Source organism: Rhizobium mongolense subsp. loessense, assembly GCF_900099775.1.
GTDB classification, from domain to species: Bacteria; Pseudomonadota; Alphaproteobacteria; order Rhizobiales; family Rhizobiaceae; genus Rhizobium; species Rhizobium loessense.
Window position 1 is genome coordinate 249016 of record NZ_FMTM01000002.1, and the last position, 23877, is coordinate 272892.

Here is a 23877-nt window from a genome sequence, read left to right on the forward strand (position 1 = left end):
GCGGCATTGCCGCGGATTCGACGCGTGTCCTATTGGCTGCCAGCAGCGACACAGTGTGCTCAAAGTCGCAGTCATGAAGTGCCGAACGTGAGGAAGGTGATTGAAAATGACCCTATCGTCAGGAGAAGTAAGGGCCATCATCGGCCCGGTTGACGAGGTCTTGCTCGCAGACATCTTGGCGACAGGGGCTTCGGCAAGGGAACTGGCAGAAGCCTGGGCCTGGGTGAATGCTGAAGAAGCTCTGGCCGATGAAGGCCGTCCGTTGCCGACGGGAAGGATTGCGCGGCTTGTTGATCTGCTGGATCCCGGCCAGGAGAACGAACTGTGAAGCGCCGCTTGCGTGACTGATCGGCGGCAAAGGGCAGTGCCTACCGAAGAGGCGCGAGCCTTGTGTGAGGCGAGCGGCAGAACGCGACAGCCAGCGCGGCTGGGGCGCGCTTTGATGACCACCCTTTCATAACTCCACTTGGGCGCTATGCTCCATGCCAGGATATTAAGCATAGGGCCTTTCATGACGGACCAAGATCAAAGCGACTTTCGGGAGCGAATGACGATCGTCGGCGAACTTGACGCCGCCTCCTTCCTTCCTTGGATCCGACGCCATGCCGCTAAGCTCGGGCTTGCGCAGGCGATCGCCCATACCAGTCCCGATCGGGTCGAGCTCGACATCACCGGGCCCGTGGAGCTGATCGACATGATGGAGATCGGATGTTTGCTCGGGCCCATCGATGTCTGGGTCGAGACGATACACCGCACGCCCATTCACGGGGGCGCCGGCTGACGTTGCGATCGATCCTTTTCCGGCTGCATTGCACATCGTATGCCTTATATTTAATCAAGATTGCCAATGCGAAAAAATTATGCAAACGTGACCGCACTGATTGGCGGACCGCCGGCCCTTAGCCGCGGATTCACCAACCAGGCCATTGATTTTATATAGAAAGCCGAGTGATGCTGTCTGACACGACGGGCTCTTGGACGCCAGTCGCCCTTTCCGCGGATCTGCCAGCGGGAACTGTTATTCCGGCACGGACGCCGGCCGGGCCGATTGCTCTTTGGCGAAGTCGGTCGGGGCACGTGACAGCATCGGCAGACCGGTGTCCGCATCGCGGCATGCGCTTATCTCACGGCTTCGTGCGTGGCGAGGCACTTTCGTGCATCTATCACGGCTGGAGCTACACCCGGACCGGAAGCTGCCTGCGCATCCCGGCTCATCCAGGCCTCACGCCGCCCGAAACGATCCGCTTGGATACGCAACAGGTCGAAGAGTCTGACGGCGTCATCTGGGTTGCCGCAGAGCAACTTATGGCTCGGCCCCCGCGGCTTGAAGGCCTTGTTCCATTGCGCTCCCTGGTGGCAGATGCCGGCACCGAGGCGGTCGAGGCTGCTGCAAACGGAAAGGCCGGCCCGGAAGGCCTTGTCTGGCATGCGCAGAACAGCCAGACGATCCGGCTATTGCTCGTCCCGCAAGACAACGGCCAGACATTGATTCATGTCCTGCTGGACAATGACAGCTGCCTGGCCGCGCGCATTGCCGCGTCACGGGCATCCGAAACTCTGCGGCGGATGGCCGAGAAGCTTCAGACGAAAGGGAAAGCGTCATGAGGCAAAACGCGATGATCGACGAGTGGTATCCCGTCGGTCTCTTCAGCCAGATCGACATCGATGGGCGCAAGACCGCCCTGATGGGAGAGCCTATCGAAGTGGCGCTTGACGCCCACGGAAACATCAACGTGAAATCCAGCGACGGGCGCTTTCTCCCCGTTTGCCTCCGCTACGGCCATATCTGGTCCTCCCTCGGCAGCCCTCGCAAGGATCTTTTTCCGATTCCCGAGGCCGATCAGCCCGGCCGCCGGTTTGTCGATGTGGGTGTCGCTCGCGTGCGCTGCTCGCCGCTGCGCGCAGTGGAGAATTTTCTCGACATAGCGCACTTTCCCTTTGTGCACACCGACATCCTGGGCGCGGAGCCACACACCGAGGTTCAGGACTACAAGGTCGAAATCCGCGAAGAGGTAGATGAGGTCTGGGCCACGCAGGTTAAATTCTACCAACCGCAGGCTGCCAAGTCGGCAAGCGGCGGCATCACGACCGAATACATGTACCGCGTGCCGGCGCCGACCTGCTCCGTCCTTTACAAGACCTGTCCGCCCCGCCCTGGTGAATGGGATGTAATCGCCCTCTTCGTCCAACCCCTCGCCGAAGACCTGTGCGACGTCTGGCCGTGGATGGCGCTCTTCGACGATGTCACGCCGATGACCGACCTCATTCACTTTCAGCAGACGATCTTCCTGCAGGACCGGTCCATTCTCGAAAACCAGATTCCCAGGCTCCTGCCCCTCGATCCCGGAATGGAAATCCCCACCAGAGCCGACCTGACCTCGATTGCTTACAGACGCTGGCTGAAACGCCACCACTACACCTACGGGGCACAATTGGTGGCGCAATGAAGCTCTATGATTATATTCTCTCACCCAGTTGCTACAAAGTTCGGCTGATGGCGGCACTGGCCGGCGTGAAGCTGGAAATCCGGCCGGTAGATTTTCATCCCGGCGCCGAGCATCGCAGCCTCGAGCTCATGGCGCTCAATCCGGCGGGCTCGATCCCGATCTTGGAAGATGGGGATCTGATCCTGACCGAATCCGCCGCCATGCTTACCTACCTCGCCGCCAAGGCGGCGCCAACGTGGCTGGGCAGCGGGACGCCGGAAGAAACAGCACGCGTCCAGCAGTGGCTTTCGTTCTCACACCGGCTGACCGCCAACCTCGGAGGCGCGCGCCTTCATGAAATGCTTCTGCGGCCGGGGGACATCGCCTCGCTTCAAGCACAAGGGATTGCTGCGCTTCGCGAACTGGAAGCGAACCTGGTCGAACAGGGCTTGCGCGGATATCAATTCCTCGCGTCGAACCGCCCGACAATTGCTGATATCGCTTGCTTTCCTTACGTGGCGCTCGCGCCGGATGGCGGCATCCCGCTCGACTCCTATCCCGCCATCAGGCTCTGGTCGCGTGCAATCCGCAGCCTCGATAATTTTGTCGAGATGCCTGGCATCCATAGGCTGCACGAATTAAAGCCCGAACCCTACGCCGAACCGGGCGAGGTGTGACGTGGCCGGTTATCTCCTAACGAACTGTGCTGCCGTCATCGCCAACGATGGCGAGGGGCTGCGTGTCTGCCGGAACGTGGACCTGCTGACAAACGGTCCTTCGATCGAAGCGATCGGCGAAAACCTCTGCAAGGGAGAGCTGCCGGCCGGGACCATCACCCAAGACGCGACCGGCTGGTTCGTCTATCCGGGGCTCGTCAATACCCACCACCACTTCTTCCAGTGCTTCGTGCGCAACCGGGCGGATCTCGATTGGACGAAGCTGGCGGTCATCGAATGGCTTGATCGCATCTATCCAATCTTCTCGCGCCTGACCGAGGACTGCTTTTACCATGCCTCCGTCACCGCCATGGCGGAGATGATCAAGCACGGCTGCACGACGGCCTTCGACCACCAGTATTGCTTCCCGCGCCGCGCTGGAAAGCAACTGATCGACCGTCAGTTCGAGGCAGCCGACCTGCTGGGCATGCGCTTTCATGCAGGCCGCGGCTGCAACACGCTGCCGAAGTCCGAAGGCTCGACCATCCCGGACGCCATGCTGGAGACGACCGACGAATTCATCGCCGATTGTACGCGTCTGATCGACACCTACCACGACAGGACCCCCTTCAGCATGCGGCAGGTCGTGGTCGCACCCTGTCAGCCGGTCAACTGCTATAGAGAGACCTTCGTCGAGGCGGCAGCGCTGGCGCGCGACCGCAGCGTGCAACTCCATACCCATGTCGGCGAAGGCGAAAGCCCTGTCATCGAGGCTCGACACGGCATGAGGACGGTGGATTACTGCGCAGAAATTGGATTTGCCGGTCCCGATACCTTTTATGCCCATTGCTGGGAACTCACCCATGACGAACTGCGCATGATGGCGGCAAGCGGCACCGGTGTCTCCCATTGCCCCGAGCCGGTTTATCTGGTCGGCGCCGAGGTCACCGATATTCCGGCCATGTCGGCCTTCGGTCTCCGCGTCGGTCTCGGCTGCGATGGAGCGGCCTCGAACGACAATTCAAACCTGATGAACTGCTTGCGCTCGGCCTATATGCTGCAGTGTCTGACAGCCTCGACACGCGCCCATCCCGTCCCGCCTCCGGTCGATTTTCTCGGCTATGCGACGACCGGCGGCGCTGCCCTCCTCGGCCGCCGGGATATCGGCCGGCTTGCTCCAGGGCTGGCCGCCGACCTCTTTGCAATCGACACCCGGCGCATGGACTACATAGGCACGCGGCACGACCCGCTGAGCCTGATTGCCAAAGTAGGCATCGGCATGCCGACCGACATGACCATGATCAACGGACGCATCGTCTGGGCTAAGGGCGAGTTCATCGGGCTCGACGAAATGCGGCTGTTCGCCGAAGCCGAGGCCGCTCTCGCGACAATGGAATTCTAAAAACGAAACAGGGGAACTGACATGCTGAAAAACCTCAACCGCAGAACATTGATAAAGTCTGTTGCCGCCTCGGGCCTTGCAAGCGTGCTTGGCGGCCGGTCCTCCATGGCAGCCGACGAGCCACTCGGTATTTCTCTCGTGATCCCTTCGCCGGTCGGTGACGTCGGCTGGGGACACGCCCTTGCCGCCGGCCTCGAACCCGTCAAGGCTGCGTACGGCGACAAGGTAAAGGTCACGGTCATCGAGAACATTCCGGAAGGTCCGGATGCCGACCGCATCATGAACAAGACTGTCGCCGACGGAAACAAATTCCTGATCGCCGGCTCCTTCGGCTATCAGAACGGCGCCCTGCAGATCGCCCGCCGGAATCCGGCGGTCAGCGTACTGCATGCCTCCGGCTTCCAGGTAGCGCCGAACTTCTCGCCCTTCGCAGCCAAGTATTTCCAGGGAACCTATCTGCTCGGCATGGCAGCCGCTGCGCTCTCCAAGACCGGTAAGTTAGGCTCAGTGTCGGCCTTTGCCATTCCCGAACTGATTACGTCCATCAATGCCTTCACGCTCGGTGCCCAGTCGGTGAAACCGGATATCGAGGTGTCCGTCGTGTGGGTGAACTCGTGGTTCGATCCGGCCAAGGAGCAGGAAGCTGCGAAGGCGCTGATGGCGCAGAAGTGCGATGTGATCTTTTCCAATGCGCAGGACACGCCCTCGGTCATCTCGGCCTGCGAGGAAGCCGGCGTTTACGCGTTCAACCTCAACTCGTCGATGAAGAAGTACGCGCCTAAGGCCTATCTCGGCTGTGTCGCCACCGACTGGTCGCCGTTCTTCAAGGCCTCGGTGGACGCTCATATCGCCGGCACGTTCAAGGGCGGCAATGCCTTCCTCGGCGTCGCTGAAAAGGTCGTCGAGGTCGTAGACTGGAATCCGGATATCCCGGCCGACGCCATGGCGAAGATCAAGGAGATCGAGGCGAAGATCGCCAGCGGTAGCTTTACTCCCTTCACAGGGCCGATCACCAAGGCCGATGGCAGCGAAGCGGCACCGTCTGATGCAACACTCACCGATGGCGAGGTCGTCGCCATGAATTGGCACGTCAAGGGCGTCACTACGCCTCTGCCGAAGTGAGCCATGACCGTTCCGCTCCTGTCGCTGCGCGGCATTTCCAAGAGCTACGGCCAGAACCGGGCCAATCAAGCCATTGACCTGGACGTGGCCCCGCAGTCGATCCATGCAATCCTCGGAGAAAACGGGGCGGGTAAATCGACTCTGATGAAGCTGATCTATGGCGTAGAGCAACCGGACAGCGGAACCGTTATCTGGGAAGGAGAACCTTTGAGCCTCGCATCCCCTGCGGAGGCGAGGCGCAAGGGCATCGGCATGGTCTTTCAGCACTTCTCGCTATTCGAGACCCTGACGGTGGTGGAGAACACGCAACTGGTCGTTTCGGGCCGAAAAGCCGAACTCGCTGAGGGCATCCGGAAGCTCGGGCGCGACTTCGGGCTCGAAGTCGATCCCCTCGCCCATGTGCACACGCTTTCGGTCGGCGAGCGGCAGCGGGTGGAGATCATCCGCTGTCTGCTGACAAACCCGAAGCTGCTGATCCTCGACGAGCCGACCTCCGTGCTACCGCCGCAATCGGTGGAGAGACTCTTCGAGACATTGCGTCGCCTGCGCGACGGTGGCGTCTCCATTCTCTTCATCTCGCATAAACTGGAGGAAATCCGCGCGATCTGCGACAGGGCGACCATTCTGCGGGGCGGGTGCGTTACCGGGCATGTCGATCCGCGAAAACACGATGCTCATGACCTGGCCCGCATGATGATCGGCCGCGACATGCCGGAGCCCATGCCGGCGCTGCCCATTTCTGGCGGGGAAAAGCGGCTTGAAATCATCGGCCTCGACTATAAGCCGGATGACCCCTTCGCCATGCCGCTCTCCACTTTAAGCCTCACGGTTCGTTCGGGCGAAATTCTCGGCATAGCCGGAATTTCCGGCAACGGGCAAAGCGAGCTTGCCTCGCTCATTTCCGGCGAAGTGGTCCTGCCAGGAGAACAGCGCGAGCGGATCTACATGATGGGAAAGGACGTGGGCACGCTCAATGCGGCTGCTCGCCGGCAGCTTGGATTTGCCTTCGTTCCCGAAGACCGGCTTGGGCGTGGCGCCGTACCCGAAATGTCCCTCACCCAAAACAGCCTGCTGACCGCTCATCCGCTCAACCTTCTCAGATACGGTCTCGTTGACGAAGCGAAGGCGATGACGTTCACCGATGAGTGCATCCGCCAGTACGATGTCCGCACGCCCGGCCCAGAAGTGGAAGCCGGCTCGCTCTCTGGCGGCAATCTGCAGAAGTTCATCGTCGGCCGAGAGATCATGCTGTCTCCCAAATTGCTTTTCGTTGCACAGCCGACATGGGGCGTCGACGTCGGCGCTGCATCGGCCATCCGCAGGCGGCTTGTCGGGCTGCGTAACGAAGGCATGGCGATCCTCATCATTTCAGAGGAGCTCGAAGAGCTTTTCGAACTCTGCGATTTCATTCAGGTGTTGCACCACGGCACGCTGAGCCCGGCTCTCGTCACACGCAACACCCGGCCGGAGGATATCGGCCGATATATGATCGGTGCACATTCTTCGCAGGAGACGGCGCCGGCATGAGGGCTTTATTTGCAGCTATCCTTCCCACCCTTGTCCGTCGGGAGCGCGCATCGCTGACCGCCACCTTGCTTGCGCCTGCCGTTGCTCTGGGAGTGGCTGCCATTCTCAATCTCGGACTTTACGTGTTGATGGGCCGCGATCCGCTCGCAGTCTTCTACGCCATGCTTCTCGAACCCTTCCTCTCCTGGGCGTCGTTCTCGGAAGTCATGCTGAAGACAGGCCCCCTTCTCCTCATCGCGCAGGGCCTGGCGATCGGTTTTCGCGCCAAGGTCTTCAACATCGGTGCCGAGGGCCAGTTCATTCTGGGCGCGATCTTCGCCTCGGCCATCCCCGTATGGTTCCCGCAGGCGACGGGTCAATGGATTTGGCCACTGATGCTGTTCCTTGGCGCACTCGGTGGTGCTTCATGGGCATCGCTTACCGCCTTCTGGCGCGTCAGGCTCAACGCGAACGAGATCCTCGTTTCCCTGATGCTGAGTCTCGTTGCTGCGCAGTTGCTCAACTACCTGCTGCTTGGTCCCTGGAAGGATCCCAACGGGTTTAACTTTCCTCAGTCTGTGATGTTCCAGTATGACGCGATGGTGCCGATCTTGATCTCCGGCACCCGCATCAACGTTTCCCTGCTCCTGACGATCGTCGTGTCGATGGCGGCATGGATCTTCATGCAGAAGAGCTTCATCGGCTATAAGCTCCAGGTCGGCGGCCTCGCGCCGCGTGCCGCCGGCTACGCCGGTTTCAACGAAGGGCGGGCGATCTGGCTTTCCCTTCTCATTGGTGGATGCGCCGCAGGCCTTGCTGGCGCAGCCGAGGTTGCCGGTCCCCTCGGCCAGTTGCAGCGCTCGATTTCGACGGGTTATGGCTATGCAGCTATTATCGTCGCCTATCTCGGCGGCCTGCATCCAATCGGGATCGTGGTCTCTGCACTGTTCATGGCGGCGCTCTACATCGGGGGGGACAATGCCATGGTGTCGGCAAACCTGCCGATTGCCGCGGTCCGCGTATTTCAGGGTAGTCTCCTCGTCGCCTATCTCATCGCTGTCGCCTTCGCGCGGTACCGTCTCGAATGGCGCCTTTCCGCCTGCCGGAGCCAGCCATGAACGCCATCGAATTCATCCTTGCCGGGATGCTCGCGGCTGCGACACCGTTCCTCCTTGCAGCTCTCGGCGAGCTGGTCGTCGAGCGAGCCGGGGTTCTCAACCTGGGCGCCGAGGGTTTGATGGCGTTCGGCGCGGTGCTCGCCTTCATCATCGTCTATCATGGTGGAGGCCATCTTTTGGGTTTCGTCGCCGCCGGTCTCGGCAGCGCCGCACTTTCAATTGTATTTGCCGTCATCGCGGTCGGACTTCGGGCAAACCAAGTAGCGACAGGCCTTGCGATCGGCATTCTCGGCCAAGGCCTCTCGGCGCTCTTCGGCAAAACCTATGAAAGCCTCACGGTCAAGGGGCTTCCAAAGTTTGCCTTTCCCTGGCTTTCCGATATCCCAGTGATCGGCCACCTTTTCATCCAAGACGCCGTCGTCTGGCTTTCGCTTGCCGCAACATTCGCCATCTGGGCGATGTTTGCCTATACGAAGACCGGTCTTGTCGTCCGGGCGATCGGCGAGAACCCCAAAGCCGCCCATGCTGTCGGGTATTCAGTCATCGCCGTGCGCTTCGCCGCCATCGCATTCGGCGGAACGATGGCAGGGTTTGCCGGCGCCTACGCGTCGGTCGTCTACACACCGCTTTGGGCCGATGGGATGATCGCCGGTCGTGGCTGGATCGCAATCGCGCTCGTCGTCTTCGGGACGTGGCTCACCGGTCGGATCTTTTTGGGGGCGTGCCTCTTCGGAGCCGTTTCATTGACGGGTCTCGCAGCCCAGGCGGCCGGCCTGGACGTCCCATCACAACTGCTTGCAAGCCTGCCCTATCTCGTCACGATTGTCGTGCTGGGCATCATTTCGGCGGACCGCCGCCTGCTTAAGCTGAATGGCGTCGCCTCGCTCGGCGAGCCTTTCGAACGCTAGCATAACGCAAAGCGGCCTTTGAAAATTCGGGTGTGAAGAGAGTTCGACCCATGAACCTGCATTGCGGCGCAACCGGCCGTTGGCCGAAGGCGCGCGTTTCGGACCGCATTTTCTCTTCGGATTTTGATCGAGAACCTGTGTCGGAAAAATCATTCCGACTGCCACCTGGGCAAGCTTAGACCGTACTCTTGGCACCTCTCGCAAAAAGGCATCGGCATTGGCGCAAATTGATGCTTTTCGCATGCACGCAGGTTCCTTACTCAATAATGGAGACCAAGGAAGGGATGCGGCAATGGCGATGCCATTTTACTGGAACGAGCTCAATACCTCTGACTTCGCGGCGCTTTCTTGCGACACGACCATAGCCATCCTGCCGATCGCGTCGACAGAACAACATGGGCCGCATCTGCCAATCGCCACCGACGTCGCAATCGCAAACGGAATGCTTGCGGTGTTGCGCAAGGAGCGTCCCGAAGACCTCGACATACTGGTCCTGCCGACACAGGAGATCGGCAAGGCGAACGAACATATCTATGGCGCGGGCACGCTCTCGCTTGGTGCCGAACTTTTGATCCCGGTCTGGACTGCGATCGGCGCAAAGGTCGCGGAAGCTGGCATCCGCAAAATGGTGATCGTCAACTCGCATGGCGGCAATGTCGACATTATGAGCATCGTCGCGCGCGAATTGCGCGTCCGTCACCAGATGGCCGTGCTGTCGACGCAGTGGGGCCGGTTCGGACATCCGGAAGGCATGATCAGCGAACACGAAGCAAAATACGGTATTCACGGCGGCGAGGTGGAGACCTCCCTGATGCTGCATTTCCGGCCGGACCTGGTGCGCATGGACAGGGCGCAGAATTTTGCCTCGAAAGCCGAATGGATGCGGGAACGGTCGAACTATATTCAGCCTTTACCCCCGCATTCGTTGGCGTGGATTGCGCATGATCTCAATCCCAACGGCGTCGTCGGCGACGCCTCGCGCGGCACGGCGGAAAAGGGCGCAGCCATCTGCCGCCATCAAGTGAAGGGCTTCATCGAGATGCTCTATGATTTGAAACTCTATCCTCTTTCAAATCTCTACACGAAGTAAGGTCAACCGGCAGCCGGCTTGTCGGGCGCGATGTGCCCCTTGACCTGAAGTTCCTGCACAAGGCCGGCAAGCTCTGCCAGCAGGTATTCCACGAACAGGCTCGTTGCGGCGTCCAGCGGCGCTCGCACACGGGCAAACAGCTTCATCGGCTGCTGGCGCGCATGCGGCTCGGCGACCGGACGGAAAACCAGCTCCCCCTTTCGGCACTCGGTGATCACGTCGAGCGGATTGAGCATTGATAACCCTGCCCCGCATTTCACCAGCTTCTTCAGCATCTCCGAAGCATTGGTCTCGAGCACCGGCTCGACATGAACATCGAGCCGCGCAAGTGCAAGATTGATCACTTCGCGCAGGCTGGTGCCCTGTTGGGCCAGCACCAGTCGCTCCTGCACCACGTCCGTCAGGTTGATCGGGCCAGGACCGATAAGCCGATGGCCGGGTGGCAGGACGACGCCGATCGGGATATCGAAAGTTCCGAGAGTGCGTATTCCAGGTGTCGCCGGAATGTTGAAGCCGAGGCCGATATCCACCTCACCCGACAGCACGGGATTGACCGTCATCGTGCCGGCATCATTCCTGACCTGGAAGAAAACACGCGGATGTTCCAACTGAAAGCGGCTGATGATTTCCGCCAGCGGCCCGGCGGCAAGCCCGACCGTCGTTACCAGACGCACCTTGCCCGCCTGCTGCATCCTCAGACTGCGGATGCGGCCCTCCAAACGATCGTAATTCTTCAGAACCTCGCGAATGTGTTCTATGCACAATTCGCCGGCCGCAGTCAGCCTGAGGCCGCGCGGCAGGCGCTCGAAGAGCGGAGCGCCCATTTCCGCCTCCAGCGCCAGGATCTGCCGGTTGATGGCGGAGGAAGCGACGTTCAAACGCGCCGCTGCCTTGCGGATAGAGCCCGACCGCGCAATTTCGTTGATGTAGAGAAGCTTCCTGGAATGCAGCATCGCGTGCCCTCGGTGCATCAAATTTAAGCACGCAGCCCAAATTAGGAACGCGCACCGTGTGAGATGCCAAAAAGGCATCGTTGCGCACGAATTTTGATGCTTTTCAAAGAGCAACGCAATCGCTCAAATAAAGAAAATGGGGTGCCGGTAGGGGCAATCCCTGGCACCATAGGGGAACGCCGAACATGTCCAATGCACTGAAAAATATTGCACTCACCGCATTCCTTGGTCTGGGGGGCGCGATCACCACGGCGGTGCCGGGCCACGCACTCGACAAGGTAAGCTATGGCACCAACTGGCTGGCGCAGGCCGAGCATGGTGGCTTCTACCAGGCGGTCGCCGACGGCACCTACGAGAAGTATGGTCTCGACGTCAGCATCGTTCAGGGCGGCCCGAATGCAGCAAACAGCGCGCTGCTGATATCCGGCAAGATCGACTTCTACATGGGCGGTTCACAGGGCGAAATCACCGCCGTCGAGCAAGGCATTCCTTTGGTGGATGTCGCAGCCATCTTCCAGAAAGACCCGCAGGTGCTGATTGCGCATCCTAATGCCGGAATCAACACCTTCGAGGATCTTGCCAAGCTGAAGACGCTCTTCCTCGGCAAGGACGGGTACCTGACCTACTTCGAGTGGATGAAAGCCAATTACAAAGGCTTCAAGGACGAACAGTACAAACCCTACAACTTTAATCCTGGACCGTTCATCGCCGACAAGGAGTCTGCCCAGCAAGGCTACCTGACGTCCGAACCCTACGAAATCCAGAGGCAGACGGGCTGGGAGCCGAAGGTGTTCCTGCTCGCCGACAACGGCTATACCCCATACTCCACGATGATCACAACGACCCAGACGATGATCGACACGAAGCCGGACGTCGTCCAGCGCTTCGTCGATGCCTCGATCGAAGGCTGGTACAATTACCTCTACAGTGACAATAGCAAGGCGAATGAACTGATCAAGAAGGACAATCCGGAAATGACGGATGGTCAGATCGCCTATTCCATTGCCAAGATGAAGGAATTCGGCATCGTTGAATCCGGCGAGGCCATGGACAAGGGCATCGGCTGCATCACCGACGCGCACTACAAGAAGTTCTTCGACGAAATGGTGGCGATCAAGATCTTCAAGGCAGACACGGACTATACCAAGGCCTTTACGGCCAAGTTCGTCTGTAAGGGCACCGGCATGTCGTTGAAGAAGTAAGCCACAGGGCTGTGTGAAGAGCTTGCCGCGCCCCAGCGTCAAGCTGCATCCTCTTCAAACAAAGAGACCCGCAATGCCCCTAGCCGAAGTCCAGACGGCGCCGCTGACTGAAAAACGCAAACGGCCGCTGGTCGCCATGCAGTCCGTTTCGAAGGTGTTCTCCAGCGGAACGGTCGCGCTTTCTGGCATGTCGCTCACGGTCGAGACTGGCGAGTTCATCAGCCTGCTCGGCCCGTCGGGTTGCGGCAAGTCGACTGCCCTTCGCATCATCGCCGGCCTGGGTGATATCACGTCCGGCAGCATCGACTGGCCAAGTTCGCGCATCAACGCAAAGGGACTTCCCGAAGGCGATATCGGTTTCGTCTTCCAGGAGCCGACGCTGATGCCGTGGAAGAATGCCTTTGGCAATGTCCATCTGCCACTAAAGCTGCGCGGCGTTTCAAAGGCCGCGGCACGCGATCAGGTCATGAGCGCGCTCGCGACCGTCGGCTTGCAGGATTTCGCCGGCGCCTATCCGCGCGAGCTCTCTGGCGGCATGAAGATGCGCGTCTCGATCGCCCGTGCGCTCGTAACCAAGCCGAAACTTCTCTTGATGGACGAGCCCTTCGCGGCACTCGACGAAATCACCCGTCAGAAGCTGAACGACGATGTACTGCGGCTCTGGAAGGAAACGGGCATCACCGTGATCTTCGTCACCCACTCCGTCTTCGAATCCGCCTATCTGTCTAGCCGCATCGTTGTCATGAAGGCGCGTCCCGGCCGGGTTCATGCAGATCTTTCGCTTGTGACGAGCCGCGAGCGCGACGCGCATTATCGCACCTCGGAAGAATACCGGCGCGCCTGCGAAACGGTCTCCCATTCGCTGATCGGGGCGATCAACGCTGCAAAGGGAGATCGTTGAAGATGGACACAGCCGACCCCTTCGCGCCGTCGATCCGCAATCGGCCCAACCCCAAGCGGCGTGATCTGGCGCTTCGCATTTCCGTACCCTTCGCCGTCATAGCCGTCGTCGTCTTGATTTGGGGGCTCTATGTTAAGCTCTCCGGGGTTCCGCCCTATATCCTGCCCGGACCGATCGCCGTGGCCAATGCCTTTTCCACGGATTGGGGCACGCTCGCCCCCGCCCTTTGGGTCACAACGAAGATCACCTTCATGTCGCTGATGCTGGCACTGGTTGGCGGCGTTGGTTTTGCGATCTTCCTCGTTCAATCGCGGTGGATCGAGATCGCCTTCTACCCGCTTGCAGTAATCCTGCAGGTAACACCGATTGTGGCTATATCGCCTCTCATCCTCATTTATGCACCATCGACACAGGTGGCGCTCCTCATCTGCGCTTTCCTCGTTGCCTTCTTTCCGATCCTTTCCAACATGGTCCAGGGCCTGAAAAGCGTCGATCACAATCTGATCAATCTCTTCGAGCTTTACGGTGCCACGCGTTGGCAGACGCTGCTCTATCTCAAGCTGCCTGCAGCCCAGCCCTATTTCATGACAGGGCTCAGGATCGGTGGCGGGCTTGCGCTGATTGCCGCTGTTGTGGCGGAATTTGCCGCCGGCTCAGCCGGTGCCGGTTCCGGCCTCGCCTTTCGCCTGCTCGAGGCCCAGTATCGGCTGAACATACCCCGACTCTTCGCGGCGTTGCTGATGCTGTCGTTGCTCGGCGTCGCAATCTTTGCCGTCACGTCCTTCATCTCGTGGCTCAGCCTGCATCGCTGGCATGAAAGCAGCCTGAAACGGGAAAACTGATGACCTATTCCTTCATCTCACCTCCCAATGCCGGCCGATTCGTGCTGAGCAATGCAACGCTTCCGGCGGCAGCTGTCAGCGGCTACGCCGCACCGGCCGAAGAGGGTCTCGTCAGGGCTGATATCGTCGTCGCAGACGGTCTGGTTTCCGCCGTTCTGCCGCCAGGCGAAGCACCCGCGGACTACGCAAGGTCCGATCTTAAGGGCGGCATGGCCTGGCCATGCTTCATGGACGTTCATACGCATCTTGACAAGGGACATACCTGGTCCCGCAACGCCAATCTCGACGGCACCTTCATGGGAGCGTTGGAGGCGGTGCGCGTCGATCGGGAGGCGCATTGGTCCGCCACAGACGTCAGAATGCGGATGGAATTCTCGCTACGCTCCGCCTACGCCCACGGCACCAGCCTCATCCGCACGCATCTCGATTCTATCGCTCCGCAGCACAGGATTTCCTTCGATGTCTTCGACGACGTACGGGAAGCCTGGAAGGACAGGATTACGCTTCAAGCTGTCGCGCTCTTTCCCATGGAGCTCATGACAGATGCGGCCTATTTCGCCGACCTCGTGACGGTCGTTCGCAATCATGGCGGCCTGCTCGGCGGGGTCACGAAGATGGGACCAGACCTCGCCTGGCAGTTGGATACGCTTTTTCGTGCGGCCGCAGACAGTGGGCTCGACGTCGACCTGCATGTAGACGAAACGGACGATCCGGGCGCTGAAACGCTAAAGGCAATCGCCGACTCGGTGATCCGCAACGGCTTTCAGGGCAAGGTCACGGCAGGCCACTGCTGCTCGCTCGCCCGACAGGACGACGATCTTGCTCAGCGAACTGTCGAATTGGTCGCCAGCGCCGGCCTGTCGATCATCTCGCTTCCGATGTGCAACATGTACCTCCAGGACCGCCATCCGGACCGCACGCCACGATGGCGTGGGGTGACGCTCTTCAAGGAGCTGGCCAAAGCCGGAGTCAAGACCGCCGTCGCGTCCGACAATACCCGCGACCCGTTCTATGCCTATGGCGATCTTGATCCGGTCGAGGTTTTCCGCGAGGCGGTACGCATCCTGCATCTCGATCATCCTCTGGATACGGCTGCTCGCATCATCACCACCTCGCCAGCGGCGATCGTCGGCCGCCCGGATATCGGCCGGATCGCCGCCGGAAGCCCGGCCGACCTCGTCCTCTTCAGCGCCCGGCGCTGGAGCGAATTTCTCTCCCGTCCGCAGTCTGACCGCGTCGTGCTTCGGCGCGGCAAAGTGATCGACCGCAGCCTGCCGGATTACCGTGAACTCGATAGTGTCGTTGGAGCCTGACATGCCGGATTACGAGAAGATCAAAAAGGAACTTGCAGGCATAGCCATCGAGGACAATCCAGCGCTCGTGCGTCAAAAGAGCCGCGATTTCTATTGGTACTCGCCGATCCTGAAGGCCCAGCTCGACAACGTGACCGCTGATCTCGTCGTTACGCCGAAAAACGAAGCCGAAGTAATCCAGGCGCTGAAGGTCGCCTTCGCACATGGCGTACCCGTGACGCCGCGCGGCGCCGGCACCGGCAATTACGGCCAGGCCATGCCGCTTTCCGGCGGCATCGTGCTCAATCTTGCGGCCATGGACAAGATCAAGGAAATCCATCCTGGGCGCGTCATCTGCGAGCCGGGCATCGTCATCGCGCAACTGGACAAGCAGACGAAGGCCCATTCCGGCCAGGAACTGCGCTTCCACCCGTCGACGGCCCAGACCGCAACGATCGGTGGCTTCATTGCTGGCGGCTCTGGCGGCGTCGGCTCGATCACCTGGGGTGGACTGCGCGACCTCGGCAATATCCTGCGGCTGCGCGTCGTTACTATGGAAGCAGAACCGCGGGTACTCGACCTGACGGGTTGGGACCTGCAGAAGGTGAGCCACGCCTACGGCACGAACGGCATCATCACCGAGATCGAAATGCCGCTCGCGCCGGCCTACGATTGGGTGGACGTGCTGGTCGGCTATGACGATTTCATGACGGCCGTCCGCTTCTCCGATAAGCTCGCGCGGTGCAACGGCATCCTCGTCAAGGAAATCGCGCCGATTGCCGCCCCGATCCCGCATGACTATTTCACCCGCCACCGGCCCTACATCCGCAAGGATCAGTCACTCGTCGTCTTGATGATTGCCCCGCACTCCATGGATGCGTTTCTTGCCTTTGCGGCATCGCAGAACGGCGAGATCATTTTCCGTTCCGACAAGGTGGAGAGCATGCGGGGTATTCCGCATGCCTACGAGCTTGCCTGGAATCACACGACGCTCCGCGCGCTGAAGATCGATCCGAAATTCACCTATCTTCAGGTCCAGTATCCGGGACCGGACCATGTCGAGAAGGTTCAGAAGATGGTCGAAATCTTCGGCGATGAAGTGCCTGGGCATCTCGAATTCATCAGGTTCGACGGCCAGATCCAGTGCTCCGGCCTGCCTTTGGTGCGCTACACGACGGAAGAGCGCCTCGAGGAAATCATCAAGATCCATCAGGATCATGGCTGCCCGATCTTCAATCCGCACCGCTATACGCTGGAGGAGGGCGGCATGAAGCGGACCGACAAGATTCAGCTTGCTTTCAAGCACGAAACGGATCCAAAGGGCTTGCTCAATCCCGGCAAGATGATTGCCTGGGAGAACCCGAATTTCGACTTCTCGGCAGGCAAGAACTATCTGTTCCCGGGTCTTGCCAGCATCATGGAGCCCTCATGAGGGTTCTCGTCCTTCATTCCCATCCGGTGGAAGCAAGTTACGGTGCTGCCCTTTACCGACAGACGCTCGATAGTCTCGTCACGGCCGGACACACTGTCGATGGCTGCGATCTTTATGCGGAAAGCTTCGATCCGGTGCTCTCCCGTGGCGATCGTCTCGTCTATCATGAATATCCGGAGAATATCGCGCTGGTGAAACCTTATGTCGATCGCCTCAAGCAGGCGGAAGGGCTCGTCATCGTCACACCCGTGTGGAACTTCGGTTTCCCGGCGATCCTCAAAGGATATTTCGACCGCGTCTGGCTGCCGGGTGTATCTTTCGAGCTGGTTGACGGACGGGTGCAATCGCGGCTCCGGCACATCCGAAAACTAGCAGCCGTCCTGACTTACGGCGCCACGCCTTTTCGCGCCTTCGTCGCCGGCAATCCGCCGAAGAAGATCGTCAAGCGGGTGCTGCGCGCCCAGATAAACCCACTGAGGCCGGTCACTTTCCTCGCCCATTACGACATGAACAACTGCACGGCGGAAACGCGCGCTGCATTCCTTGGTAAGGTGAAGACGGCAATGGAGCGGTTCTAGAAAACCTTAGCAGCCGTCACTTCGACCTCGACCAGAAATTCCGGCCGGGTGAAGCCACTGACGATGATCAGCGTCGACGTGGGCTTCAGGTCCGCGGTAACGCGGTCGCGCACGGCCATATAGGCCGAAAAATCCTCGCGCCGCGTCAGGAAGCCCGAAATGCGGATGACATCAGCAAAGCTCATATCCGCCTCTTCGAGTATAGCCCTGATCGCCTCGAAGCACAGCTCGGCCTGCGCCGTCACGTCTTCGGGCACCGTGTCGTCGAGGCCGATCCCGAGTTGGCCGGATGTCACCAGCAACGAAGCTCCGGGCGGCACCAGCAGGCCGTGATTATAGTTTCCGAAGGGTCGGCGAACCGACGGCGGATTGAAAACCTTCGTCATGGAAGAGCCTCGTTGGAACCCTATCAGTTATAGCGAAAACCGTCGTGGTTCCAAGACCGTAGCCTCATCTCCCAGAGGGAAACCCTAACGCCGCCGTCCAGATCACGTAAAGGCCATCCAGTTCGACCTCAATTGCGTTAGCTTACCCGGCATCCGAAAACCGGCCGCAGCCATGGCGATTGTCTTCTTTTTCCTTAGCCCGTGAGACAGATCTCGACGTGCTGCGGTTTCAACTGTTTGGAAGCACAAGGCTCAATCGTAAGACCGCGTAAAAATTATGGAACTTGACCCGCACCCTCGGAATATCGGCGCTCGTGAACGACCCGAAAGCGCAAGTTCGAAGGACTTGGCGGCAGCAAAAAGAGACATTCATCAGCCGCTGGAGTATGATCGGATTGGCCTGGAATTATGGCACCCCGAGCGTGGCAGTACACGGAAACGAGATGGTCACATGGACGATCCGACGGTGCACAGACGTTTGACGGCAATCCTCGCCGCAGACGTTGTAACTTATAGCCGACTCATGGGCCGGGACGAGGAAGGCACTCACGCGGCATGGAAATCGCATCGCAAGGAACTGATCGACGCCAAGATCGCCGAATGTGAGGGTCGCATCGTGAAGCTCACTGGCGACGGATTTCTGGCGGAATTTCCGAGCGTCGTGAATGCGGTCACCTGCGCGGCCACAGTCCAGCGGGGCATGCTAGAGCGTAATGCGGGTGTGCCGCAGCGCAGCCGAATAGAGCTGCGTATGGGCATCAACCTTGGGGACGTGATCGTTGAGGGCGACGACATCTTCGGGGACGGCGTCAACGTGGCGGTGAGGCTTGAAAGCATAGCGGCGCCGGGCGGAATCGCGGTCTCTGCAGCCGTCCGAGATAATGTCGGCAACCGGCTCGATGTTCGGTTCGAGGACATGGGCGAGCAGGCGCTCAAGAACATCGACAGGCCCGTGCGCGCTTATGGCATCTCCCTGGACTTTCCTCCGGCTCCGAGCGGCTCGGATGCGAGCCAAGTAGAGCCTTGGGAGATCGAAAAGCCGTCCATCGCGGTCCTGCCATTCAACAACATCAGCGGCGACCCCGAGCAAGAATATTTTAGTGATGGGATCACCGAGGACATAATTACCGACCTGTCAAAAATCTCCGGTTTGTTCGTCGTCGCGCGCAATACGGTGTATACCTACAAGGGCAAGCCGGCGAAGGTGCAGCAGGTAAGCCAGGATCTCAGGGTGAACTATATTCTGGAAGGAAGCGTCCGCAAGGCCGGCTCGCGTGTGCGCGTCACCGCGCAGCTCGTCGAGGGCAAGGGCGGAGGCCATCTCTGGGCCGATCGCTACGACCGTGATCTCACCGACATCTTCGCCCTCCAAGACGAGATCACCCATACCATCGTGGACCACTTGAAGGTCAAGCTGCTGCCCGAGGAGAAGAAAGTCATCTGTCAGGCCCCGACCGGGAGCTTCGAGGCTTATGCGTATTACCTTAGAGGACGGCATTTCCTGCATTGGCACTCCAAATCTCATTACGTCATGGCGAAGCGCATGTTCGCCATGGCCGTCGAACTCGACCCACTCTATGCCCGGGCCTACGCCGGAATTGCGGACTGCGATTCCTTTCTCTTCCTTCACTATAACGCTGATGTCTCGATCGACGGCATTTTGGCGGCCAGCGCCAAGGCGCTGGATCTTGAGAACGGTCTTGCAGAAGCGCATGCTTCACTCGGCCTCGCTCTTTCGCTTCGCGAGCGACATCGGGATGCGATGGCGGAGTTCGATCAGGCAATTGCCCTCGATCCCAATTTGTTTGAAGCCTATTACTTCTATGCCCGCGCCTGCTTCACCCAGGGCAAACTGGACGAAGCGGCCAGGCTTTTCCAGCGCGCCGCAGAAATCAAGCCTGACGATTACCAGGCCTTGCTTGTGCTCATCAACGTTCTCCGATCGCTCGGGCGCGAGCAGGAAATGAAGATAGCGGCGCGTGAGGGTGTTGCGCGCGCCGAGCGTGAGCTCGTTTTGCGTCCGGAAAATGCGAGAGCCGCCTACCTGGGGGCTTTGGGTCTCGCGGCCCTTGGTGAGCTGGATCGTGCTAAGGAATGGGCAGGGCGCGCATTGACCATCGATCCCGACGACCGTCTGGCGAAATACAACGTCGCTTGCTTCTACTCGCTCGAGGGTGAACATGAACGAGCGATCGGCCTGCTGGTGGAGCTTCTCCCGGGCGCCACCCACGAAACAAAAAGGTGGGTGAAATACGACTCGGATCTCGACCCGATCCGTCGTCATCCGCATTTCTTTAAGGTGCTTGAGCTCCTCGACTAAGAGACACTGATCTGGAAACAGATTTTCAGGTTGCCTCGTCCTTCGCCGCCAGTCATCGCCTCGAAGCCGACTTGGAGAGGGCGGCAAATGGTGTCAGAATGCCGTTTCGGCGCGACAACGGCCTGGGCTTGCCAATTTCAAGCCATTACGTCCCCATCGGCACGCATTAAATTGGTTTTCGGATTTCCGGCATTCCATGAGGACGAAAATCATGACTCAGGCGTCAGACCCCACCTCGCGACGACGCCCTTGCTGTTCAGCTAACGGTTCCCATCACCAGGGCCTGTCGAGGACTCTCACCTCCAAGTCATCGGCCGGATACCATCCCGGCCAAACGGTGTTCACACACCACGCGCATGCCTGGCGCACAAACGAAAAGGCGCTCGACCCTTTCGGGGAGCGCCTTCTCAGACCCGGACGGCTTCGAACGTAGCGGCAATTGCCGCTGCAGGAAGTTATCGAAACGGGTAGTGAGCGATAGGTGTGATGGCGACGCGGGCATTTCAAGTAACAAGACATCGTTTGCACACATCTTCGGCGGGTTGGAGCGGTTCACATAACCGGCGAAAAGGTGATATGCCTTTAACGGATCTGACGGTTACGGCTGCTGTCTAAATAGAAAGATTCGCTCATGGCAAACCCGCCTCGCAGACCTCTCAATCCAATGGACGCGGCCGAAGCGCTGTTCAAGCCAGCGAGAAAGGCCGCAGCACCCGCGGTCGACCGGCCAGCGGCCCCAAAAACGAAAGAGCTTGTCTCGCTCAAGATTGACAGCGATGTGCTCGCCTATTTCCAGGAAGACGGCCCCGGCTGGCAGGATCGCATCAACGAGACATTGCGGGCGGTAATGAGAGACAAGACCTGAGCCGCTCGATCGAAGCGCAGCCAAATGTCCGCTGGCGCGGCTCGATGTCTGCCACTGCAAAATGATGCAATTATCTCGCGCCCGGACGACCGGATCACCAATCCGAGCTCGATTTCGGGCCGACGACATCAGATTCGGCGATACGGGCCTGGTAATGCGCACCCGTAAGAGCGTCGTCAGCCTGTCTCCCATGAAGGACGGCTTGCGGCCGCCTTCAATTTCCGGTCTCCGAGGCCGCTACTTGCGCGACAGCAAGAGGTGCCTCGTCCCTGCCTCGGCATTCTTCGAGCTACGGGCACGAACTATCGTAACGCCGCATCGGTCCACCTTGGTCGGCGCACCGTTCATGGCTATCGGCAGCCTTTGGCGGGAGAGCGAAGAAAACCACCCCGCGTCGTGCACGATGTTGACCACAGAACCTGATCCAGGCTTCTGCCCAATCCTGGCTCGACAGATCGTCGTCCTTGAGCCGCAATCTGGCGGCACCGGCTGGAGCTCACAACCCGAAGCAGGACTTCTGCGGCCGCGACCGAAGGCAGCCTCCGAGAGCCCAGTTCTCAATTTTTGTTGTCCGGTCATCGGACGGAACCCTTTGGTGACTGTCGCCAAGTAGCGTAAAATCGACATCTCGGCCAACGAGGATGGTCAATGAGGGAGCGATTTTCCAGAGAATCCAAAGCTTGCTGCATTGCGGCAGCAATCTCGTTTTGGTCTTATGCCCCAGTCTCAGCAGACTGCCGATCAGCCCTCGACACCCCGGAGTGGCCAAGGATCGCCAGGTCAATTGCCGCCTTGCAGCTGTGCGAACAGATTCCCGTCGGTCCAAATCAAACCGTCCGGTTTCAGGTGGAGTCGGTCGATTTCTGCTCCGTTTCGGGGAGTGTCTCCTCCGTCACGGCAAGGGCATTGCTGACGTGCGAGGCCGATTCAGAGGCGCTTTTTCAGACGCCGCCACTCGACAGTCAGGTTGTGGCCACGATAACGCTTGATACTGTTGAGTGCCGGATAAGAGATACAAACCTTGACATCAGCGGCGAAATTGGCGCGCTCTTGTCTGGACTGACAGAAACCCAACAGATCGCCCGCGATTGGGCCCAATCGCAGCTCTCAGTCCTATGCGCCATGTACCGATGAGAGTATGTTCGCAGCCTGTCCGAATCCGGCGTTAGGTTCTTCGAAGTTCCAGATAGGACAAGATCGCTCGCACGGCCGTGGTTCAGGACACCGTCTGCCAGATACGGCGTATGTCCTGGTGGTTCGTCCCTTCTCGCCACACCCCAGCGCCGCCACCCCCCGGAGGGCCAACACGTCACTCCTCCTTGGAAATTCGATATGTGAAACGATTCTTGATATGGGCGTTGAAGAACCTTCCCTTCGAGAAGGCCCGCCGAAACGCCGCATATGTCTCGGGAGGAACATCCTCGTAGTCGTAGCGGTTCTCGCTGGTGACCAGCCAGACCGAGAGTGTGCGGGTCGCCGCATCATAGTTGGTGTTGCGGATCAAATGAGAAGGCATTGCCCATTCCGTCCCTCAGCCACCATCTCGTCCCGCTCAATCGCTTGCTGACGCAAGTTGCAACCTAGGCTGCAGTCTCGAGCCCTCGGGGGCAACGACCGGACGGTTATGACAAGGCTCGATGTGGGCCGAGGCCAAATCGCCAGTCGTCTGGTCGCCGCTTCCCGAAAAAAGTGTCCAGCCTAACGCAAGTCGCGCGACATCATAGGCAGACCCGAAGAGAGTCGTGCTCTCAATCCCGCGCTAGAGTGCGTTACGGCGGTAGCGGTTCCGTTCCTGTTCGATCTGCTCGGGGCTATAGGGATCGAGACTGTCGTCGAACCGTGTCCAGCCCTCCTCCATATAGGCACGGCGGCGTTCGGCCGGATCCACCCAGTTGGAGCGCCGGAGGATGGCTTCGGCTTCAGCGACCCTACTTTCGTCCACCCTTGCAGTCACGAGCGTCCCGCCCCGACGCACGCCCTCCGCATAGAGGTGAGCATTCTCTTCCGAGACTCCCGAACTGGTGAGCGCTCCAATCAGGCCGCCCGCAGCTCCGCCAGCAACTGCGCCAGCAGCGGCGCCAGCCGCGGTCGCGGCAAGCCAACCGGCTGCGACGACAGGTCCTACGCCTGGAATGGCCAAAAGACCCAGCCCGGCAAGTAGTCCACCGGCGCCACCCACCGCCGCGCCGATACCGGCGCCGGTTCCCGCACCTTCTGCTGCGCCAGAGGTGTCCTGATCGCGCCCATTGTTGGAGACGATACTGATATCATCCGAGGGAATGCCGGCCGACTCCAGTTCGTTCACGACCGAGCGCGCGTCCGCATAGTCGTCGAATAGTCCAGTTACAGTTCTCATTGTTCTTCTCCTTGATGGTGCTGGTTACTTGGCGACTACATTTCCTTGGTAGTCGAGTGCGACCGATAACGATTTGCCGTCTTTGGTGGCGGACGCCATCCAGATCCCCTTGTCATCGAGCTTCAGGCCTTTGACATCGGTGTAACCTGCCTTCTCGATGCGCTCCTTGGCCTGGGCTTCCGTAAAGCTGTTGGCACCTTCGACAGGCGCCGCCGGGTTTTTCGTGTCCGGGGTCGCTACTGCAGGTGTATTTCCGTTCGACGAGGGAGCGGGGGTGGTCTGGGCAAGTGCAGAGAGCGCGGATGCCCCGAGGGCCACCACGATAATGATGTTTTTCATCGGTGTTTCCTTTTTTGCCGACCTCATGTCGGATCCGTGATCAGAGAAACACCATGCTGCCTTTTAAGTTCCAGCCGGCGCAGGTATGAGTTGGTTGCCGGCCGGAATTCCATTCTTTCGATTGATTGCATCCAGAGGCGAGCGAAAAATGCACCCCCTTCGTCGCTGATCGGAACATGCCGC

25 protein-coding genes are annotated in these 23877 nt (G+C 59.7%); 20 read left to right on the forward strand and 5 right to left on the reverse strand.

The genetic code is table 11. The annotated features are described in order from the left end of the window. The first annotated feature begins 106 nt into the window (after window positions 1-106). The 11 genes from BLP23_RS08810 (at window position 107) to BLP23_RS08860 (ending at window position 10228) form a co-directional block, all read left to right on the forward strand. Window positions 107-328, forward strand: a complete 222-nt coding sequence (locus tag BLP23_RS08810) for a hypothetical protein (protein ID WP_022716806.1) — start codon at window positions 107-109, stop codon at window positions 326-328. Window positions 329-511: 183 nt separating this feature from the next. Next, complete coding sequence (locus BLP23_RS08815) at window positions 512-781, forward strand: acylphosphatase (protein WP_092584505.1); 270 nt, start codon at window positions 512-514, stop codon at window positions 779-781. Between the two features lie 170 nt (window positions 782-951). Further along, on the forward strand, window positions 952-1605 hold the full coding sequence (locus BLP23_RS08820; protein WP_092584506.1) for a Rieske (2Fe-2S) protein: 654 nt from the start codon (window positions 952-954) through the stop codon (window positions 1603-1605). Beyond that, the gene (locus BLP23_RS08825) at window positions 1602-2447 is read left to right on the forward strand and encodes an aromatic ring-hydroxylating oxygenase subunit alpha (protein ID WP_092584507.1); all 846 of its coding nucleotides are present in this window, start codon (window positions 1602-1604) and stop codon (window positions 2445-2447) included. Before BLP23_RS08820 ends, BLP23_RS08825 begins: the two co-directional genes overlap by 4 nt. After that, window positions 2444-3103 carry a glutathione S-transferase family protein gene (locus tag BLP23_RS08830; protein WP_092584508.1) on the forward strand — a complete coding sequence of 220 codons (660 nt, stop codon included), beginning with the start codon at window positions 2444-2446 and terminating at the stop codon, window positions 3101-3103. The genes BLP23_RS08825 and BLP23_RS08830 overlap by 4 nt, the downstream gene beginning before the upstream one ends. A 1-nt stretch (window position 3104) precedes the next feature. Then, the gene (locus BLP23_RS08835) at window positions 3105-4484 is read left to right on the forward strand and encodes an amidohydrolase (protein ID WP_092584509.1); all 1380 of its coding nucleotides are present in this window, start codon (window positions 3105-3107) and stop codon (window positions 4482-4484) included. Between the two features lie 24 nt (window positions 4485-4508). Then, the gene (locus BLP23_RS08840; protein ID WP_208603142.1) at window positions 4509-5606 is read left to right on the forward strand and encodes a BMP family ABC transporter substrate-binding protein; all 1098 of its coding nucleotides are present in this window, start codon (window positions 4509-4511) and stop codon (window positions 5604-5606) included. A 3-nt stretch (window positions 5607-5609) separates the two neighbouring features. Then, window positions 5610-7133, forward strand: coding sequence for an ABC transporter ATP-binding protein (locus BLP23_RS08845; protein ID WP_092584511.1), 1524 nt, complete (start codon window positions 5610-5612; stop codon window positions 7131-7133). After that, a complete protein-coding gene (locus BLP23_RS08850) occupies window positions 7130-8230 on the forward strand; it encodes an ABC transporter permease (protein WP_092584512.1) in 1101 nt (366 codons plus the stop codon). Before BLP23_RS08845 ends, BLP23_RS08850 begins: the two co-directional genes overlap by 4 nt. Next, entirely contained in the window at window positions 8227-9138 is a 912-nt protein-coding gene (locus tag BLP23_RS08855) for an ABC transporter permease (protein WP_092584513.1), read from the forward strand. The genes BLP23_RS08850 and BLP23_RS08855 overlap by 4 nt, the downstream gene beginning before the upstream one ends. Before the next feature lie 292 nt (window positions 9139-9430). Continuing rightward, the gene (locus BLP23_RS08860; RefSeq protein WP_092584514.1) at window positions 9431-10228 is read left to right on the forward strand and encodes a creatininase family protein; all 798 of its coding nucleotides are present in this window, start codon (window positions 9431-9433) and stop codon (window positions 10226-10228) included. Between the two features lie 2 nt (window positions 10229-10230). Here BLP23_RS08860 and BLP23_RS08865 read toward each other — a convergent pair whose 3' ends face one another. Beyond that, window positions 10231-11181 carry a LysR family transcriptional regulator gene (locus BLP23_RS08865; protein WP_092584515.1) on the reverse strand — a complete coding sequence of 317 codons (951 nt, stop codon included), beginning with the start codon at window positions 11179-11181 and terminating at the stop codon, window positions 10231-10233. Window positions 11182-11366: 185 nt separating this feature from the next. Here BLP23_RS08865 and BLP23_RS08870 point away from each other — a divergent pair, with 185 nt between their 5' ends. The 6 genes from BLP23_RS08870 (at window position 11367) to BLP23_RS08895 (ending at window position 17428) form a co-directional block, all read left to right on the forward strand. Continuing rightward, the gene (locus BLP23_RS08870) at window positions 11367-12383 is read left to right on the forward strand and encodes an ABC transporter substrate-binding protein (protein WP_092584516.1); all 1017 of its coding nucleotides are present in this window, start codon (window positions 11367-11369) and stop codon (window positions 12381-12383) included. A 73-nt stretch (window positions 12384-12456) separates the two neighbouring features. Next, window positions 12457-13284 (forward strand): ABC transporter ATP-binding protein, encoded by an 828-nt coding sequence (locus BLP23_RS08875; RefSeq protein ID WP_092584517.1) that lies wholly within the window; start codon window positions 12457-12459, stop codon window positions 13282-13284. 2 nt (window positions 13285-13286) lie between these two features. Then, on the forward strand, window positions 13287-14126 hold the full coding sequence (locus BLP23_RS08880; RefSeq protein WP_092584518.1) for an ABC transporter permease: 840 nt from the start codon (window positions 13287-13289) through the stop codon (window positions 14124-14126). Continuing rightward, complete coding sequence (locus BLP23_RS08885; protein ID WP_092584519.1) at window positions 14126-15439, forward strand: cytosine deaminase; 1314 nt, start codon at window positions 14126-14128, stop codon at window positions 15437-15439. Before BLP23_RS08880 ends, BLP23_RS08885 begins: the two co-directional genes overlap by 1 nt. A 1-nt stretch (window position 15440) precedes the next feature. Next, entirely contained in the window at window positions 15441-16850 is a 1410-nt protein-coding gene (locus tag BLP23_RS08890) for an FAD-binding oxidoreductase (protein ID WP_092584520.1), read from the forward strand. Continuing rightward, on the forward strand, window positions 16847-17428 hold the full coding sequence (locus BLP23_RS08895) for an NAD(P)H-dependent oxidoreductase (RefSeq protein WP_092584521.1): 582 nt from the start codon (window positions 16847-16849) through the stop codon (window positions 17426-17428). Before BLP23_RS08890 ends, BLP23_RS08895 begins: the two co-directional genes overlap by 4 nt. Here the strand turns inward: BLP23_RS08895 and BLP23_RS08900 are convergent. Further along, window positions 17425-17814: a RidA family protein gene (locus tag BLP23_RS08900; RefSeq protein ID WP_092584522.1), complete on the reverse strand. Its 390-nt coding sequence runs from the start codon at window positions 17812-17814 to the stop codon at window positions 17425-17427. The genes BLP23_RS08895 and BLP23_RS08900 overlap by 4 nt on opposite strands. 451 nt (window positions 17815-18265) lie before the next feature. Between BLP23_RS08900 and BLP23_RS08905 the strand changes: the two genes are divergently transcribed. The 3 genes from BLP23_RS08905 (at window position 18266) to BLP23_RS35215 (ending at window position 21612) form a co-directional block, all read left to right on the forward strand. Beyond that, on the forward strand, window positions 18266-20134 hold the full coding sequence (locus BLP23_RS08905) for a TPR end-of-group domain-containing protein (RefSeq protein WP_092584523.1): 1869 nt from the start codon (window positions 18266-18268) through the stop codon (window positions 20132-20134). 631 nt (window positions 20135-20765) lie between these two features. Further along, window positions 20766-20999: a BrnA antitoxin family protein gene (locus tag BLP23_RS08910; protein WP_092584524.1), complete on the forward strand. Its 234-nt coding sequence runs from the start codon at window positions 20766-20768 to the stop codon at window positions 20997-20999. Window positions 21000-21189: 190 nt separating this feature from the next. Next, window positions 21190-21612: an SOS response-associated peptidase family protein gene (locus BLP23_RS35215; RefSeq protein WP_407691779.1), complete on the forward strand. Its 423-nt coding sequence runs from the start codon at window positions 21190-21192 to the stop codon at window positions 21610-21612. 696 nt (window positions 21613-22308) lie between these two features. Here the strand turns inward: BLP23_RS35215 and BLP23_RS08925 are convergent. The 3 genes from BLP23_RS08925 to BLP23_RS08935 all read right to left on the reverse strand — a co-directional run bounded on the left by BLP23_RS08925 (window position 22309) and on the right by BLP23_RS08935 (window position 23694). Continuing rightward, complete coding sequence (locus BLP23_RS08925) at window positions 22309-22515, reverse strand: KTSC domain-containing protein (protein WP_092584527.1); 207 nt, start codon at window positions 22513-22515, stop codon at window positions 22309-22311. Between the two features lie 243 nt (window positions 22516-22758). Next, window positions 22759-23355, reverse strand: coding sequence for a general stress protein (locus BLP23_RS08930; RefSeq protein WP_092584528.1), 597 nt, complete (start codon window positions 23353-23355; stop codon window positions 22759-22761). A 24-nt stretch (window positions 23356-23379) separates the two neighbouring features. After that, a complete protein-coding gene (locus tag BLP23_RS08935) occupies window positions 23380-23694 on the reverse strand; it encodes a PepSY domain-containing protein (protein WP_092584529.1) in 315 nt (104 codons plus the stop codon). Between the last annotated feature and the right edge of the window lie 183 nt (window positions 23695-23877).